The organism is Sneathiella glossodoripedis JCM 23214 (assembly GCF_000616095.1).
Taxonomy (GTDB): domain Bacteria; phylum Pseudomonadota; class Alphaproteobacteria; order Sneathiellales; family Sneathiellaceae; genus Sneathiella; species Sneathiella glossodoripedis.
Genome location: NZ_BAMS01000001.1, coordinates 810,951 through 825,880 on the forward strand (window position 1 = coordinate 810,951; position 14,930 = coordinate 825,880).

The window sequence follows — 14,930 nt, forward strand, 5'->3', positions numbered from 1 at the left end:
AATTCCCCCAAATGACCGAACAGTCAGAACCTAAAGCAATAGCTGATAATCTTATCCAGCCATTTCAGATGGCTGAGGCAGGTGTTCGTGGGCGTATTGTCCGCCTTGGGAAGGTGGTCGATGATATACTAAATCGCCACAAATATCCAGATAGTGTGGCCAGACTTCTGGGCGAAAGCCTTGTTTTGGCTGCGATGTTGGGTGGTTCTTTGAAATTTGATGGTATTTTCACCGTACAATGCAAAGGTGACGGAGCCATCAATCTGTTGGCGGCGGATATGACGACACCGGGAAGCTTGCGCGGATATGCTGGTTTCGATGAAGCAAAGCTGATGGAAGCTGACAAGGCATCAGGTGATAATCTGGTGAACCGCTATCTGGGGACCGGATATGTAGCTTTTACCATTGATACCACCGATACCGGAAAACGTTATCAGGGGATTGTCGAGCTTGAAGGTGACAGTCTGGCGCAATGTATGGAAAATTACTTCGCCCGGTCTGAGCAGATCGAGACACGCCTTAAAGTCGCCGTTGAAAAACAGGATGGAAAATGGCGGGCCGGGGGATTGATGATCCAGCGGCTCCCTGAAGATAGCAAGCTGGCCGCTGATCTGGATGCAGCGAAAGAAGCCTGGGCTAATGCTGAAGCTCTTGTGAACACAGTGATGGAGACAGAGCTAACTCATTCGCGTCTGCGATCATCGGAATTGCTTTACCGCCTTTTTCACGAAGATGGCGTATGGCTATATGATACTCTGGAGTTGCTGGATAATTGTAGCTGCAGTTCTGAAAGGGTGCTCAAAACGCTGATCTCCTTCTCAGATGACAATCTCGCAGAAATGGCGGATGACGGCGTCATAACCGTTGATTGCCAGTTTTGCAGTGCCCAGTATAAACTAACGGTTCAAGAGATTCAGGAAAACCGCTGAGGCTGGTCACGAACTTGCCATAATGGTATGAGAAATCTCGATAAATTTCTGCAGCGGGGTGGCAAGTAATGATGGAAATCAGAAAATTTATAACCGGATTTTCTCTGGCGGCATTGGTTTTGTTGTTAGCTGCCTGTGCGGAGACCCCGCGTGCTCCTGATTATGCGGAAATTACGTTTAGACATCTGCCGTCCATCAAACTCAATGTCGGTGAAATCAGGTTTGTCAGGGAATATGTCTCTCCCCTCAAGTCACCAAATGTTGAGCATGAAATGCCTGTCAAAATAGACTCTTCTATCGAGGAGTGGGTTCAGCAAAGGTTGGTTGCCGCGGGAACGCCTGCTGCATATGCCGTGGTGACTTTGAAAGATGCCAGTGTCATTGAAACTGATCTGGAAAAGTCAACAGGTCTAAGCGCGCTGTGGAAGACGGATCAATCTGAAAAATATGATTTCCGGGTTGAAGTGGAGGTTCAGGTTGTAACCGTCAACGGCTCAAAAGCTTTTGCAACTGCCAATGCCGTGCAATCGACAACCATGCCAGAGGATCGGACCCTGCTGGAACGGGATCAGATGTTCTACGATAAAACCGAGCGTTTGTTGTGGGACTTTAATCGCGAAATGGAAAAGAATATATACAGTTTTCTAAAACCACACCTCCTATAGGTACTTAGAGTGTTGCGTGGCGTTCAATCAAATAATGAACTGACATTGGGGTCAAATTTCTCTATAGTAGTATAAAGTGGTGATGATCCCGATAAGGATTAACTTGCTACTGGCCTTATCAAGTATTTTTCATGATTTAATTTCGGAATTGCTTTCTTGGTACCATGCTCATCAAGTGTGAGGAGGGGCTATGAGCAATACGATAGTATTCAATAAATTGTGCCTTTTTATTGTATTGGGTTTGTTTGTTGTAACCACCTTGGAATCTGCTGGAGCAGCGAAGAAACTAAGTGGCAGTAGATGTGAAGCCGCGAGTGAGTGTTCATCAGGCTATTGCTATCCATATCCAAACAGCTTGAAATATTGCCTTGATAGAGATTTGAACTGCGCAGCTCCAAACTCTAACGGTTTAACCTTTGGTAGCGTTCGCGAAATAGGAGGTGTGCGCTATCAATGTAAATCGGGTTCGGGCTGGGTATTACTAGGTAATAAAAATGGCTCGCTGTGCCAGAATGGAACGCAATGCGAGTCCGGATATTGTTACGATTATGTTGATGGAAATAGGTATTGTTTGCGCGCTGATCTGAATTGTGCGTTACCCAATGCAGATGGTGTGAGTTTTACCACGCGAATAATGCACAATAACCAAAGGTTCGAATGTAAATCCGGGAAGGGATGGGTTCAATTGGCCAAGGCAGATGGGCTGTCTTGTGTTAAGGGAACAGACTGTGCATCAGGGTATTGTTACCCGTATCTAGATGGAAATAGATATTGTTTAAAAGCAGATTTGAACTGTGCTTTCCCTCAATCAACTGGCGTTAAATTTGGGTATAAAATGCTCTTTGGCAATAAGCATTATATCTGTAAGGCAGCTAAAGGATGGGCCGAAAATATTGCTTACCTTGCTAAAGATTTTACGCGCTGGGATGTCAAAATAGGAAAATTTAGAGATTGCTCCGGCTTGAGTTGGTATAAAAAAGCAGATTGTGAACGTTTGAGGGAAACTCAAAAGCTTACAGCAGAACCATATGAAGCCGCAATTCATCGTGCGAATAGATCTTCACGAAGTGGCGGAGTTCGCCCTATACCAGAGCACATAAGAGAAAAACTAAAGCGTTTCTTTGAGCCGGAATTGTTGAATTTGGTGAGGTTTAGGGTGGGTTTCGTTCCTCTTTCATTGATTGGTAGTTGGCAGCTTTTTTCCGAACAGGCTAGCGCAATGACTTTTGGCAATGTAATCGTTTTTAAAGACTCTACCGTAGAAAGAGATGTGTGTCTCTGGGCTCATGAAATTGAACATGTGAAACAATATAATAAACTTGGAATTGATGGATTCGCCCAAAGATATCTCTATGAGGCAGGCACGCTAGAACGCCCTGGAGAAGCGCAGGCTCGATATGTGTGCTCTTTTCATTGAATCATCAAGTGGTTTGGGGGGCAGGTTTCTTTAACATGTTACACGCCTGTTCGTGTTTAACTGAGAGTTATTTCATCAAACTTCGGCAGTTCGGTGCCTTGGGCCGTAACCTTTATTCTGTGACCTGTGTCGCATAATAGGGGCTTGCTATTGTAGAAGATTCAAATATGCTCGTGAATTAGTTCAAACGATTGACCTAATTCATGACTACTGTAACTCCAACATCGGAAAAAATTCTTGAAGTCGCGATGCCCTTATTCGCGGAGCGGCCTTTTGATGCGGTATCAACCCGGCAGATTGCAAAGCTTGCCGGAGTTAATTTATCCGCGATTTCCTATCATTTCGGTGGCAAGGAAGGGCTTTATCAGGCAATTTTTGAGAAAATCGTCGACGAATTGGAGCCTGTGCGGGTCGGGTTTCAGCTATTCGTGGAAAAATCGATCCAGTCTTTGGCAAGTGAAGTTGCTAGCCAGCATGCTTTTGCAAAGCATATCGTGAATTTGATTTTGGAAACTGTTCTGACGCACAAGGATTCTCGGTGGCGGATGCAGTTGATTTTGAGAGAGATACAGACCCACGGCCCGAATTTTGATTTGGTGGTTAAGGGGCATATCCTGAAAATGCAGAACATGATGTGCCGATGTGTTGGTGCGATAATGGATAAAGAGGCAGCAAGTCCGGAAGTGATCCTGACCAGCCAATCCATATTTAACCTGTGCCTTCAATATAGCATGAACGAGGAGCTGCTCAGGCTGCAGTTGCAGGTCAGTCATCATGAAGATCCGGCGATCAATCTGATTAAAAGGATTACCGTCTCACAGATTTGCGGAATGCTTAAAATTCCAGACATAGTGGATACCTAAAATGCGTAACCGATTTTTTACTGTGCTGCTCAAAATTCTTTTGCCGGTTCTGTTGATCGCGCTTGGATTGATTGGGTTTCAGTATTTTGTGGCAACAAAACCGGTCGAAAAACCCAGAGCTGTGGTCGAAAGAAGCTGGAATGTGTCCTCCCTGACAGTTGAGCCTGGGCAAATCATCTCCCGGGTTCGGGCCTTTGGTGAACTGGTATCTGCACGAAAAGTTGATTTGAGGTCGCTTGTGGGGGGTGAAGTTGTTTTTGTTTCCCCTGAGTTGATGGAGGGGGCAAAAGTCTCCGCTGGAGGGATCTTGCTGGAAGTGGACCCGTTTGATTATGAAGCTGCGGTACGTGAGAGAAAAGCCGCGCTGCTGGAGGCCAAATCGCGACTGGACGAGCTTCTGGCATCTGAACGTGCGGACCAGGTTTTGCTTGAGCAGGATCTGGAGATACTGGAAGTTGAAAAACGAAGCCTCAAGCGGGCAGAAACGCTCAAGAAGAGGGGGAATATTTCGGAAAAGGCGCTTGATGATGCTCGCACAGCTTTGAGCCGGCAGCAGCAGCAGGTGGACCAGCGCAAGGCGCAACTTGATATCGAGCGGGCGCGAATAGGACAGCAGCAGGCAATTGTGGAGCGTCAGAAAATTGCGTTGGAAAGAGCCGAAAGAGATTTGAAAAATGTCAGACTGCTTGCCCCTTTTAATGGGTATATTCAGAATGTAGCCGTTGAGCTTGGTAAGAAAATCGATGTTAAGGATCTTGTTGCGACCCTCATAGACGACACACGACTTGAAGTAAAATTTCAGCTCTCTACTGAGCAGTATGGACGTTTGATATCCAGCGCTGAAGGACTGAACGGGCGACAGGTCCGGATTTTCTGGCAGGTTGGCGCGGAAAAAATCGCGTTTCAAGGACAGCTGGAGCGAATTGGCTCTTCCATTCAGGCAGCATCAGGGGGCGTGGAAGTTTTTGCCAGGTTACAGACAAATGAGAATCTTTCCCGGGTTCGCATCGGTGCGTTTGTCGAAGTCGATCTGGATGGGGTCACTTACACGAATGCAATTCGCATTCCCAATCACGCCCTGTTTGAGGGAGATACAGTTTACCTGATAAAGCAGGGACGATTGCAACCGGTTACTGTCCGGGTTCTGGAAGATGAAGGGAGCTCTTTGATCATCGATGCCAGTGTCTTGCAAACTGGTGATCAGCTCTTAACCACGCGATTTGCGGAAGTTGGCCCGGGAATTAAGGTGGAGGTGCGCTAATGGACCTGCCTCGCTTGGTCTCGCTGTTCGTTCGGCATAAAAACGCAGCCAACCTGCTGATGCTGATGATGATTGTTGTCGGCGCTTTTTCTCTTGCACGCCTCAATACCCAATTTTTTCCCAATTTCGGCACGGAAATTGTGAGCGTGAGTATTGTTTGGCCCGGTGCAAGTGCGAATGATGTGGACAGTAATATTACGACGGCTTTGTTGCCTGAGGTGCGGTTTTTAAACGGGGTTAAAAAAGTTCAGTCTTTTTCTGTCGAGGGGAATAGTGTTGTCGTTGTTGAGTTTGAGGCAGGCACCAACATGCAGGAAGCACTTTCTGATGTGGAGCAGGCTGTCGCCCAAATCACAACTTTTCCTGATACAATTGAAACGCCAGTTACACGTCGGATTGAAATCTATGACCCAATTTCCAGAATTTCGATTTCCGGGCCCTTTTCAGAAATTGCACTGAAGAGTATCGCGAAGACTATCCGCGATGATCTTCTTGAACGTGGCATCGATAAAATCACTTTATTTGGTGCCCGCGATGAAGAGCTGTGGGTTGAGGTGCCGGAGCAGGCGCTCCGGCGCTATGAACTGACACTGAATGACATTGCCAGAGTCATTGGGAATAATTCAAGAGATGTACCTCTTGGCACCATGGGTGGAACTTACGAGCGTCAACTGAGATCGCTGGAGGAAAAGACCGATGCGACTGCAATCGGCCGACTTGAAATAAAAGCACTGCCTGACGGGCAGAAGGTGTATTTACGCGATATTGCAACCTGCGGGATAGTTTTGACGAGAATGGCAAAACGGGCCTCATTGACGGGGAACAGGCAGTTGAGCTTTTTGTTCAGCGTTCCCGTGCGACGGATGCCTTGGAAGCGTCGGCAATTGTCTCGGATTATCTGCAAACGGAAAAACATCGCTGGCCTGAAGGGTTGAAGATTGAGCAGTTTGATGTTCAGGCAGGTCTGATTGAGGATCGTATACGATTACTTTTGAGCAATGGATTGAGCGGGCTGGCGCTGGTTCTGATCATTCTGTTTATATTCCTGAATATTCGGGTTGCCTTTTGGGTGGCGGTTGGCATACCCGTTGCCATTCTGGCGACTGCTGGTGTCATGTTGTTCACTGGACAGTCCATAAACATGATCAGCCTGTTTGCGATCATCATGAGTTTGGGAATTATTGTAGATGATGCGATTGTTGTAGGAGAGCATAGCAGCCATCTGAAATCCAAAGGGTATCGGCCGGTGGAAGCGGCAGAAAAAGGGGCGTTGCGAATGCTTGCTCCGGTATTTGCCTCAAGTTTAACAACCATTGCGGCATTCCTGCCAATTTTTATGATCGGTGACATCATTGGTCAGATTATTGTCGCCATACCGTCAGTGGTCGTTGCGGTACTGATCGCCAGTTTGATCGAATGTTTTCTGGTTCTTCCCGGCCATATGCGTTTTGCCCTGCGCCAGGTGGGAAATAATTCGCGCATGCGTAATTGGTTTGATGAACGGTTTTTCCATTTTCAAAGCCACAACTTTAGAAAACTGGTTGGTTTGGCTGTCAGCTACCGATACGCAACGCTTGCAATGGCGATTACGTTTTTTCTGCTGGCCATGGGTTTGATGGCTGGTGGACGGGTCGGATTTACCTTTTTCCCTTCACCAGAGGCGGATGTGGTCAACGCCAATATTGTCTTCACAGCCGGTTCCGAACGTGAGCAAACGCTGGCCATGATGAGGGAGATGCAACGCTCACTGGATCAGGTGGAGGAAGAACTCACCAATGGACAGGGCGGTCTGATCGCAGCGTCTTTCGGACGGGTTGGGGTGAGTGTCGGCGATCAATTCACATCCATTTCCGGAGATCACCGGGCAGGTATGCAGGTAGAGCTGGTGCCCGCTGATCAGCGCAGCGTCAGAACGAAGGATTTCATCAAAGCATGGGAGGCTGAAATCAGGCCGTTACCCGGACTTGTTCGCGTTGCCCTGACCGAGCGAATTGGGGGACCACCGGGCAAGGAGTTGGACATTCGTCTCAAAGGTCCGGATTTAATGGAATTGAAGTTGGCCGCAGAAGATGTGAAAAACCTCCTTCGCCGCTATGACGGGGTTTCTTCGATTGAGGATGATTTGCCTTTTGGTAAGCAGGAGCTGATTTTGCGCTTAACTCCAAAAGGGCGGGCACTAGGCTTTACAACTGAGGATATTTCAAATCAGGTCAGAGCCGCATTTGAAGGTGTTATTGCCCGAAAATTTGCCCGTGGCGATGAAGAAGTGATTATTCGCGTACAGTATGAACGCGACAAAGCAGATGCCAATGCCTTGCATAATTTTTATCTTCGGAGTCAGGATGGCGCGGATATTCCCTTAAGCGAGGTTGTGAGTATCACACAGGAACAGGGCTTTTCGCGTATTAAACGTGAAGATGGTGTTCGAGAGGTCTCGATTACGGCCGAAATTGATGAGAATGTCACCTCTTCAGATAAAATTTTGGCCGCTCTTCCTCAAAATGGGCTTGCGGAGATTGCCAGCTCTTATGGGTTAAAATACAGGTTTGCGGGAAAATCAGAAGAACAGGCAGATACGCTTGCTGATATGCAGCTTGGAGCCATGATCGGGCTTACAGCTATTTATCTAATTCTGGCTTGGGTCTTTGCTTCATATACCCGGCCCATTGTCGTAATGTCCATAATCCCTTTCGGTGTTGTTGGAGCCATTGTCGGTCATTATCTATTGGGATTTAATCTTACCATTTTGTCATTGATCGCTTTGCTGGGGTTGTCGGGAATACTGGTTAACAACTCAATCATTCTCGTGAGCGTCGTTGATGAAAGAATTGCCAAAGGTGAAGCGTTCCGTGATGCAGTGATAGATGGAACCTGCGATCGGCTGAGAGCAGTTCTTTTGACTTCGCTCACAACAATTGGCGGCTTGTCCCCATTATTGTTTGAGACAAGTCTACAGGCCCAGTTTCTGATCCCGATGGCAATTACGCTGGTATTTGGCTTGATGGTCGCCACATTTCTGGTGCTTTTTCTGGTCCCGGCGCTTTTGGTTGTGCAACAGGATTTCGCCAAGCTTGGCAGGCGAGGGAGACGTTCAGCAAACGAAGTGCCGTCCAGCTAGAGGAGGCACCTCAACGTCCCAGAAACGCCAGCAGTTCCTTGCGGGTGATATCAGATTTGCGAAAGATTCCAAGCATGCTACTTGTAATCATAGTGACACCGTCTTTATGAACCCCGCGTGTGGTCATACATTGGTGAGCACTTTCAATAATGACGGCCACACCCTTGGGTTTCAGGGTCTGATCAATGGTGTCGGCAATTTGCTGTGTAAGCTTTTCCTGAATTTGAAGGCGTTTGGAAAATGCTTCTACGACCCGGGCGAGTTTTGAAATACCAACCACACGGTTGTCAGGCATATAGGCAACATGGGCCACCCCGATGATCGGCACCATGTGATGTTCACAATAGCTCTCAAGCCGGATGTCCTTGAGAATGATCATCTCATCATATCCTTCCACCTCTTCAAAGGTGCGTTCCAGATATTCAGCCGGGTTTTCGTTATAGCCTGCGAAAAATTCCAGATATGACCGGGCGACCCTGTCGGGTGTTCCCTGCAGGCCTTCACGATCAGGGTCATCCCCTGCCCATTTGATCAGGGTTCTAACTGCTTGTTCGGCTTCTTCTTTTGAAGGCCTGTTGTCATTCGTCATCTGGAGTTCCTGATATTCGCCGGATTTTGGTTATCAATCATGTTTAGTTTAATGGCGCACCTTCATGGGGGCTGTCCAGTGAAAAAGCCGGAATCTCGGCAATAATCCATCCACCATCCTCCACTTCCATATCATAGGAGCCGACCATTATGCCTGAAGGAGTCGTTAGTGGTGTTCCGCTGGTATATTCAAACACTTCACCGGGTTTCAGTGTGGGCTGTTCGCCCACCACACCTTCACCGCGTACAGTTTCCGTCATGCCATGAGCGTCGGTAATCTGCCAACTGCGTTGGCGAAGGGTGACAGTAATTTCGCTCAAATTGCGAATACGAACACTGTAAGACCAGATAAACAAACTGTTTTCAGGCTCTGAACGGTTCGCCAGATAGGTGGGGATGACAGAAACTTCTATCCCCTTGGTGATTTTTCTGTAAGCCTTTTCCCAGTCCATAGTTACAAGCTGCCCTGAATGCGCGTTTATTGTTGGTATACGTCTTAAGTTCAAAGACTAAAGTTTCCCTACCGCTTCGACAACCTGAAAATAGGGAGCTGGGAGCCTGTGGGTTACTTGCTGAATTTAAGAATTTCGACGCGCCTGTTGACCTTATTCGATGCAAGTAGGTGAGATTGACGTGAGGAGGAACGGGGGCGGCTTTCTCCCCATACTTCGAAACGAATAGCCTGTTTTGGAACACCAAGTTCGGCCAGTCTTATACCAACTGTTTTCGCCCGTTTATACGAAAGCCTGTAATTATAGTCCGCTGGTCCAAGATTATCTGCATGCCCTTGGATGAGCAAAAACTGACCGGGATTTCGATGCCAGTCCTGAGCGATCCTTCTGAGCTGCGCATTTGCTTGTGCTTTTAGATTAGAGCTATCAAAAGGAAATTGAACCTGCCACATTTGAGGCATGTGAGCCTTTAAACCATCGCGGCAGGTTCGGATATCATCAGCCTGCCAATTTTCCTGTTTCTGTTCGACCCAACAATCATAGTTGCGCTGAGCTTTGGCTGCGCTAAAGGGGGATGTGATTCTGCCATTAGTGTCCAGCCAGTGAATTAGATCAGCGCGCTTTTGATGAAATTCGGGAAGATCCTTGTCTTTAAGGCGCCAGTCTTCAGGGCGTTCTGGTAGTGAACGCTGGCCTGATGCCACTCGTAACCCTTTGTCGGAAAACAGTTTTTGGTCGGGCCAGTCATATTGTCTAATTTCAGATCTGGCGAAATCCCTGTATTCGGTTGCAAGGGCATTGGCAAATTGATCATTTACAGGTGATGCGTTGTTGAGTTCTTCAAATGAAGAGGTGCCACAGGCGCCGAGTGCAATTAGCAAAGTGCTTAAAAGTGACAGATTTATTAGTTTTGGATGTTGACGTTTGAACATGAAAATCTCCTTCGGTTTTGGAGATCATGTCAGTCAAATGTGGGAAAGCAGAGGAAAAGGCGGGGTGAATCAATGGCAGTATTGTGTCCATTGATCCACCCGGTTTTGATTTTTCATCGCTCCAGTGCGGAACCCAGATCGGTCAAGAGATCATCTACTGTTTCCAAGCCAACGGATAAACGAACCAGATTGTCATTGATACCCAACTCAGATTTAAGGGCGGCATCTACGCTGGAGTGGGTTGTGGTGGTGGGATGCGTGATCAGGCTTTTGGCATCCCCCAGATTGTTGCTGATGTCAATCAGTTCTAATGCATTGAGAAACTCAAAGGTATCTTCCTGACTGCCGTTGATTTCAAACGCGATCAGTGTACTTCCACGGCGCATTTGAGCTTTTGCAAGTTGAGCCTGTGGGTGATCGTCCGGCCGGGATATATGACCCGTTTCACTTTGGAGGAATTAGACAGAAATTCTGCAATGTTTTCCGCGTTATCGGTCTGTTTTTCAATGCGAAGGTCAAGTGTTTCCAAGCCCTTGAGCAGGTTCCATGCGTTGAATGGGCTTAAGGCTGGGCCTGTATGTTTTGCATATGGGAACAGTGTTTCTTCGATAAACTCTTCTGATCCCAAGACAATTCCGCCCAGACAACGTCCCTGTCCGTCAATATGTTTGGTCGCTGAATAGACAACAACATCTGCGCCCAATTCCAGTGGTTTTTGGAAAATGGGGGTTGCGAAGACATTGTCTACGATGACGGTTGCACCCACTTTGTGTGCCATGTCAGAAACAGCAGCGATATCGACAATTTCAAGGGTTGGGTTGGAAGGTGTTTCCAAAAAGACGGCGCTGGTTGGCTGCGACAGAGCATTTTTCCACTGATCAAGATCTGTGCCGTTGACAAGGGTAACATTCACGCCAAAACGCGGTAAAACTTCGTCAATGATATATAGGCAGGAACCAAATAGCGCTTTGGGCGCAACGACATGGTCGCCGGCCTTAACAAAGCTCATTAAAGCAGCGTTTACGGCCGCCATTCCGCTTGCTGTGCCCAGAGCACCGCCGGCTCCTTCCAGAAGGCGCATTCTCTCTTCGAATATGCTTAAAGTGGGGTTGGCATAGCGTGAATAAATATAGCCATCATTTTCACCTTTAAAACGACCAGCAGCTTCTTCGGCTGTGTCATAGACAAAACCGGAGTTCATATAGATTGCTTCGGAAGTTTCTTTAAATCGGGACCGGTTCAGTCCGCCGCGGACAAGTTTGGTTGCGGTGCCGTGGGCATCTGTTGATGCTTTTTTGTCAGAATTTGCCATCTCTAACCTCGAGGTATATTAGACCCCGACCTTCAGTCAGGGTTCTCTCGAGCCCCGACCTTTTAGCGTTTCTTTTACGTGGCCGCAAGCCGGTCGGCACAAATCACCACGTGGCGCAAATATACGCTGCCGCTAATTCCTGTCAAGACGTTAGGGTGTGCGGGTCTCTTCAGGCTGATCAGATATGAGCTAGAATGCGTAAAAGAGTGTCGCCTGCAATCCCAGATATATGGCAATTGCGATGAGGCAGAGGTTCAGGGTGCGATCTGCAGCTTTGCCCATTTCCTTTAACTTGCGGGCGAAAAAGATCCGACCGATGAACAGCGCTACGAAGCACAAAAGCATTATTTTTAGCAACAAGGCTTGGTCCCTCGTTCAAGCTGTTTTGGAGGTAACAGGTTTAGGCATCTGATAAACCCTGAAATCGTTTTTACCAGCGGTTTTCGCTTTGTACATTTCAGCATCGGCAAGGTCCACCAAATCCCGCCAACAAGTGGTTTGTGCACTGGTCAGTTCGGCGATGCCGATACTGGCGGTAAGCGGAGATCCGTCAGGGCGATTGCCAAGGCCGGATGCCCGAAGACGCCTTACAGCGCGAGTTGCACCGTCAGCATCTGTGTGGGGTAAAACCATGACAAATTCTTCGCCTCCCCAGCGGATGGAGATATCGGAATCGCGCAGGTTGTGACGAATACTGCTCGCGGCTGTTGAGAGCACCCGATCGCCCGTCTCATGTCCATATCGGTCATTGATGATTTTAAAATCGTCAATATCCAGAAAAACGATAGAGAGATAGGCCTGCTGGCGTGTCGCAATTCGATACTGTACGTCCAGAATTTCCTCACCACTATTGCGACTGTAACAATTGGTCAGGCTGTCAACAGAGGCCTGCTCAACCAGTGAGACCATATAGCTCATCTGGCTGATCGCTGAATAGGAACATAAGGCGCACGCACTCAGCAGTGAGATCAGGACCCCAAGTCCCGGTTGCGGGTTGAGTTCTGTCGTTGCGAGCGTAACGATCAAAAGTTCAGCGGTCAGGAATAAGACAACCGCCAGAAAGATTTCTTTGATGCTGAGTGGAAAAATTGCGAGACAGGCTGCAATCAGGAAGGGGTAGATCGCGTATCCTGCGGTTGGTAAGTCTGTGATTGATTGGAAATAATCAGGGAGTACAAGCGGTTGAAAGAACGCCTGAAATACAATGTTGATCCCCATGAATATAAAAATGGCGCGGTGCGCGGAATTAAGACTGTCCGCTTTGCGAATTCCAAACATCAACATCAGCATCATCGCCGCTGCCGTGCAGCGATAAATGGCAAGTTTGTTGAAAATTTCTTCTTCAAAATTCAGTGCGTCAAGGAATATGCCCAACAGATACAAAATGGCGGCGGCAAATGATAACAGCCGAATTCTGGATAGAATGACAAGAGCCCGCCGCCTCGTCAGCAAGGGAGAATGGGAGGACGCGGTTAGCAATCTTCCCATTCTTTCTATGGTCAGGTTATCGCTGCTCACCCCTGTAACTGTTTTAAGCAGGGAGCGAAGAAACTGCATAATGGCTCCTTTGCCAATTGCTGATTTCAGAATTAATGGCTTTTTAACAAATTATTAACCAATGGGATAAGCACTATTTACGCAAATCAGTCATTGATTGAAGACAGGTGTGCCTTAATTGATTCAGGTCTTTTGGACTAACGCTTTCGATTGACGAATGCGCCGAGCAATTTTTTCGGCTCTTCAGTCTCGAATGACTTTGCAAATATATCTATTCCCATTTGGATGGAAGTCGACATGTTTTCTTCTTCCCAGGCATTGCAAAGGAGTTTTTGCAGGCGGATTGCCTCTCGGCCACCTTTGAGGATCTGCTCGATGGCTTCTTCGACACTGTTATCAAGTTGACCAGGTTCTGCCAGTCGTTGAACGAAGCCTGCTTCTTTTGCTTCTGCTGCAGTTAAGGTGCGCCCGGTCATGACCAGATCACGGGCAAGCCCTACGCCCAAAATACGGGGAAGGACTGCCGCCTCCACCACTGATGGTATTCCCACATGGACTTCAGGCATTGCAAAAGTGGCGTTTGCATCTGCAATTACCAGATCACACACTGCCGAAAGCTCCATTCCGGCCCCAAAACAAACACCGTTGATACGCGCAATTACAGGGACATGCAGTTCCCGAATAGCTGTGCACAAATCATGAATGCGGGTGATGAACTCCCGGGCGGTGGAAGGTGTTAATTCGGCCATTTCATAGATATTGGCACCTCCTATGAAAGCCTTGGTGCCTGCGCCGGTAAAGATGACAGCTGCGAGCTCCTTATTGGTTTTCAGATCCCTGAATATGGCGATGAGTTCCTCAAAAGCAGTCGAGTTTAGAGAGTTGTATTTTGCTTCGTTGTTGATTGTAACAGTGCAGATCGTACCGTTTTCTGTGTGTCTGTTATCGGTGATCACATATTTTGCCATTCAAGGACTCCTTTTTTTATTATTTTTCTCATTATATAAAGGGTAGAGCAATTGCGGTAGAAAATCCGCAGAAATACCGATTTTAGTGTTGGAAAGTTGAGAAGAACAGATGTTCATTCAGACCAAAGCAGGCAAGCTTGATACGTTACTGGAGTTTTTTCCGGGCAAAGCCGTTTATGAAGGCGGGCCATTGACAGTTGACAAAGCTGAAGCTGCAGAGCGGTCCAAACTTGCCGAAAAGCTCTATCAGATTGATGGTATCGAGCAGGTGACACTGAAAGAAGACAGCATTGAACTGGAACGGTCGAGCAATGTGCAATGGGATGACATAAGAGTAGAGGCTCTATCAACCATTGCTGCTTACTTCCAATCAGGAGAGAAGATAGTGGAAAACGAAACTACGGATCAGGACGATTTCAGTGAAGAAATTATTGAGCAGATCAAAGATCTGTTGGAGACCCGTATTGTACCTGCTGTTACCCAGTCGGGCGGCGATGTGGCGTTTCACAGCTTTGAAAATGGAAACCTTTATCTGAAGCTACAGGGTTCCGCGTTTTCCATGCTGACCGGAATTACGAACATGCTTCGCCATTATGTGCCCGAGGTGAAAGCTGTTCTGGATCACCGCGAAGCCCTGCCCCGCCCGGGCCTGCAATCAAAAACGGGATTGGCCATTCGCGATTTGCTTCACGAGAGGATTAATCCCTCAATCGCCGCGCATGGCGGTCACATCACGCTGGTTGATGTGAAAGAAGACAAGGCGTATGTGCGCCTCGAAGGTGGCTGTCAGGGCTGCGGTATGGCTGATGTTACGCTCAAGCAGGGTGTTGCAAAAGAAATCATGTCTTTGGTGCCCGAGATTACCGAAGTGCTGGACGTGACGGATCATGCGGGAGGGACAAACCCTTATTATCAGCCAGCCTGATTT

General features: G+C 47.7%; 12 protein-coding genes, 2 pseudogenes and 1 riboswitch. Of the genes and pseudogenes, 7 read left to right on the forward strand and 7 right to left on the reverse strand.

Annotated elements, in window-relative coordinates; translation table 11 throughout:
- The first annotated feature begins 11 nt into the window (after positions 1-11).
- From JCM23214_RS04085 to JCM23214_RS18970, 6 genes and pseudogenes are all read left to right on the forward strand, one after another.
- Complete coding sequence (locus JCM23214_RS04085; RefSeq protein WP_025897713.1) at positions 12-929, forward strand: Hsp33 family molecular chaperone HslO; 918 nt, start codon at positions 12-14, stop codon at positions 927-929.
- Between the two features lie 68 nt (positions 930-997).
- The gene (locus JCM23214_RS04090) at positions 998-1,594 is read left to right on the forward strand and encodes a hypothetical protein (RefSeq protein WP_025897714.1); all 597 of its coding nucleotides are present in this window, start codon (positions 998-1,000) and stop codon (positions 1,592-1,594) included.
- A gap of 190 nt (positions 1,595-1,784) precedes the next feature.
- Positions 1,785-3,011, forward strand: coding sequence for an eCIS core domain-containing protein (locus JCM23214_RS04095; RefSeq protein WP_025897715.1), 1,227 nt, complete (start codon positions 1,785-1,787; stop codon positions 3,009-3,011).
- A 203-nt stretch (positions 3,012-3,214) separates the two neighbouring features.
- Entirely contained in the window at positions 3,215-3,874 is a 660-nt protein-coding gene (locus tag JCM23214_RS04100; RefSeq protein ID WP_025897716.1) for a TetR/AcrR family transcriptional regulator, read from the forward strand.
- 1 nt (position 3,875) lies between these two features.
- Positions 3,876-5,135: an efflux RND transporter periplasmic adaptor subunit gene (locus JCM23214_RS04105; RefSeq protein ID WP_025897717.1), complete on the forward strand. Its 1,260-nt coding sequence runs from the start codon at positions 3,876-3,878 to the stop codon at positions 5,133-5,135.
- 68 nt (positions 5,136-5,203) lie between these two features.
- Positions 5,204-8,253 (forward strand): annotated as a pseudogene (locus tag JCM23214_RS18970) (efflux RND transporter permease subunit).
- Positions 8,254-8,263: 10 nt separating this feature from the next.
- Here the strand turns inward: JCM23214_RS18970 and folE are convergent.
- The 7 genes and pseudogenes from folE to JCM23214_RS04145 form a co-directional block, all read right to left on the reverse strand.
- Complete coding sequence (gene folE / locus JCM23214_RS04115; RefSeq protein WP_025897718.1) at positions 8,264-8,842, reverse strand: GTP cyclohydrolase I FolE; 579 nt, start codon at positions 8,840-8,842, stop codon at positions 8,264-8,266.
- A 43-nt stretch (positions 8,843-8,885) separates the two neighbouring features.
- Positions 8,886-9,293, reverse strand: a complete 408-nt coding sequence (apaG, locus tag JCM23214_RS04120; RefSeq protein ID WP_025897719.1) for a Co2+/Mg2+ efflux facilitator ApaG/CorD — start codon at positions 9,291-9,293, stop codon at positions 8,886-8,888.
- Between the two features lie 113 nt (positions 9,294-9,406).
- Positions 9,407-10,225 carry an OmpA family protein gene (locus JCM23214_RS04125; protein WP_025897720.1) on the reverse strand — a complete coding sequence of 273 codons (819 nt, stop codon included), beginning with the start codon at positions 10,223-10,225 and terminating at the stop codon, positions 9,407-9,409.
- A gap of 113 nt (positions 10,226-10,338) precedes the next feature.
- Positions 10,339-11,537, reverse strand: a pseudogene (metZ, locus tag JCM23214_RS18975) (O-succinylhomoserine sulfhydrylase).
- Between the two features lie 42 nt (positions 11,538-11,579).
- Positions 11,580-11,657: riboswitch (SAM riboswitch) on the reverse strand.
- 69 nt (positions 11,658-11,726) lie between these two features.
- A complete protein-coding gene (locus JCM23214_RS23415) occupies positions 11,727-11,897 on the reverse strand; it encodes a hypothetical protein (RefSeq protein WP_159104296.1) in 171 nt (56 codons plus the stop codon).
- A gap of 15 nt (positions 11,898-11,912) precedes the next feature.
- Complete coding sequence (locus tag JCM23214_RS04140) at positions 11,913-13,094, reverse strand: GGDEF domain-containing protein (RefSeq protein ID WP_025897721.1); 1,182 nt, start codon at positions 13,092-13,094, stop codon at positions 11,913-11,915.
- A gap of 137 nt (positions 13,095-13,231) precedes the next feature.
- Positions 13,232-14,002 (reverse strand): enoyl-CoA hydratase, encoded by a 771-nt coding sequence (locus tag JCM23214_RS04145; RefSeq protein ID WP_025897722.1) that lies wholly within the window; start codon positions 14,000-14,002, stop codon positions 13,232-13,234.
- 109 nt (positions 14,003-14,111) lie between these two features.
- Here JCM23214_RS04145 and JCM23214_RS22060 point away from each other — a divergent pair, with 109 nt between their 5' ends.
- Complete coding sequence (locus JCM23214_RS22060) at positions 14,112-14,927, forward strand: NifU family protein (RefSeq protein WP_025897723.1); 816 nt, start codon at positions 14,112-14,114, stop codon at positions 14,925-14,927.
- The last annotated feature ends 3 nt before the right edge of the window (positions 14,928-14,930 follow it).

Excerpts from the sequence above, each read along its gene's own strand:
- JCM23214_RS04140 (WP_025897721.1), bottom strand. The coding sequence starts at position 13,094 with ATGCAGTTTCTTCGCTCCCTGCTTAAAACAGTTACAGGGGTGAGCAGC.
- JCM23214_RS04095 (WP_025897715.1), top strand. The coding sequence starts at position 1,785 with ATGAGCAATACGATAGTATTCAATAAATTGTGCCTTTTTATTGTATTG.
- JCM23214_RS04100 (WP_025897716.1), top strand. The coding sequence starts at position 3,215 with ATGACTACTGTAACTCCAACATCGGAAAAAATTCTTGAAGTCGCGATG.
- apaG (WP_025897719.1), bottom strand. The coding sequence starts at position 9,293 with ATGGACTGGGAAAAGGCTTACAGAAAAATCACCAAGGGGATAGAAGTT.
- JCM23214_RS04090 (WP_025897714.1), top strand. The coding sequence starts at position 998 with ATGATGGAAATCAGAAAATTTATAACCGGATTTTCTCTGGCGGCATTG.
- JCM23214_RS22060 (WP_025897723.1), top strand. The coding sequence starts at position 14,112 with ATGTTCATTCAGACCAAAGCAGGCAAGCTTGATACGTTACTGGAGTTT.
- JCM23214_RS04125 (WP_025897720.1), bottom strand. The coding sequence starts at position 10,225 with ATGTTCAAACGTCAACATCCAAAACTAATAAATCTGTCACTTTTAAGC.
- folE (WP_025897718.1), bottom strand. The coding sequence starts at position 8,842 with ATGACGAATGACAACAGGCCTTCAAAAGAAGAAGCCGAACAAGCAGTT.
- JCM23214_RS04145 (WP_025897722.1), bottom strand. The coding sequence starts at position 14,002 with ATGGCAAAATATGTGATCACCGATAACAGACACACAGAAAACGGTACG.
- JCM23214_RS04105 (WP_025897717.1), top strand. The coding sequence starts at position 3,876 with ATGCGTAACCGATTTTTTACTGTGCTGCTCAAAATTCTTTTGCCGGTT.
- JCM23214_RS04085 (WP_025897713.1), top strand. The coding sequence starts at position 12 with ATGACCGAACAGTCAGAACCTAAAGCAATAGCTGATAATCTTATCCAG.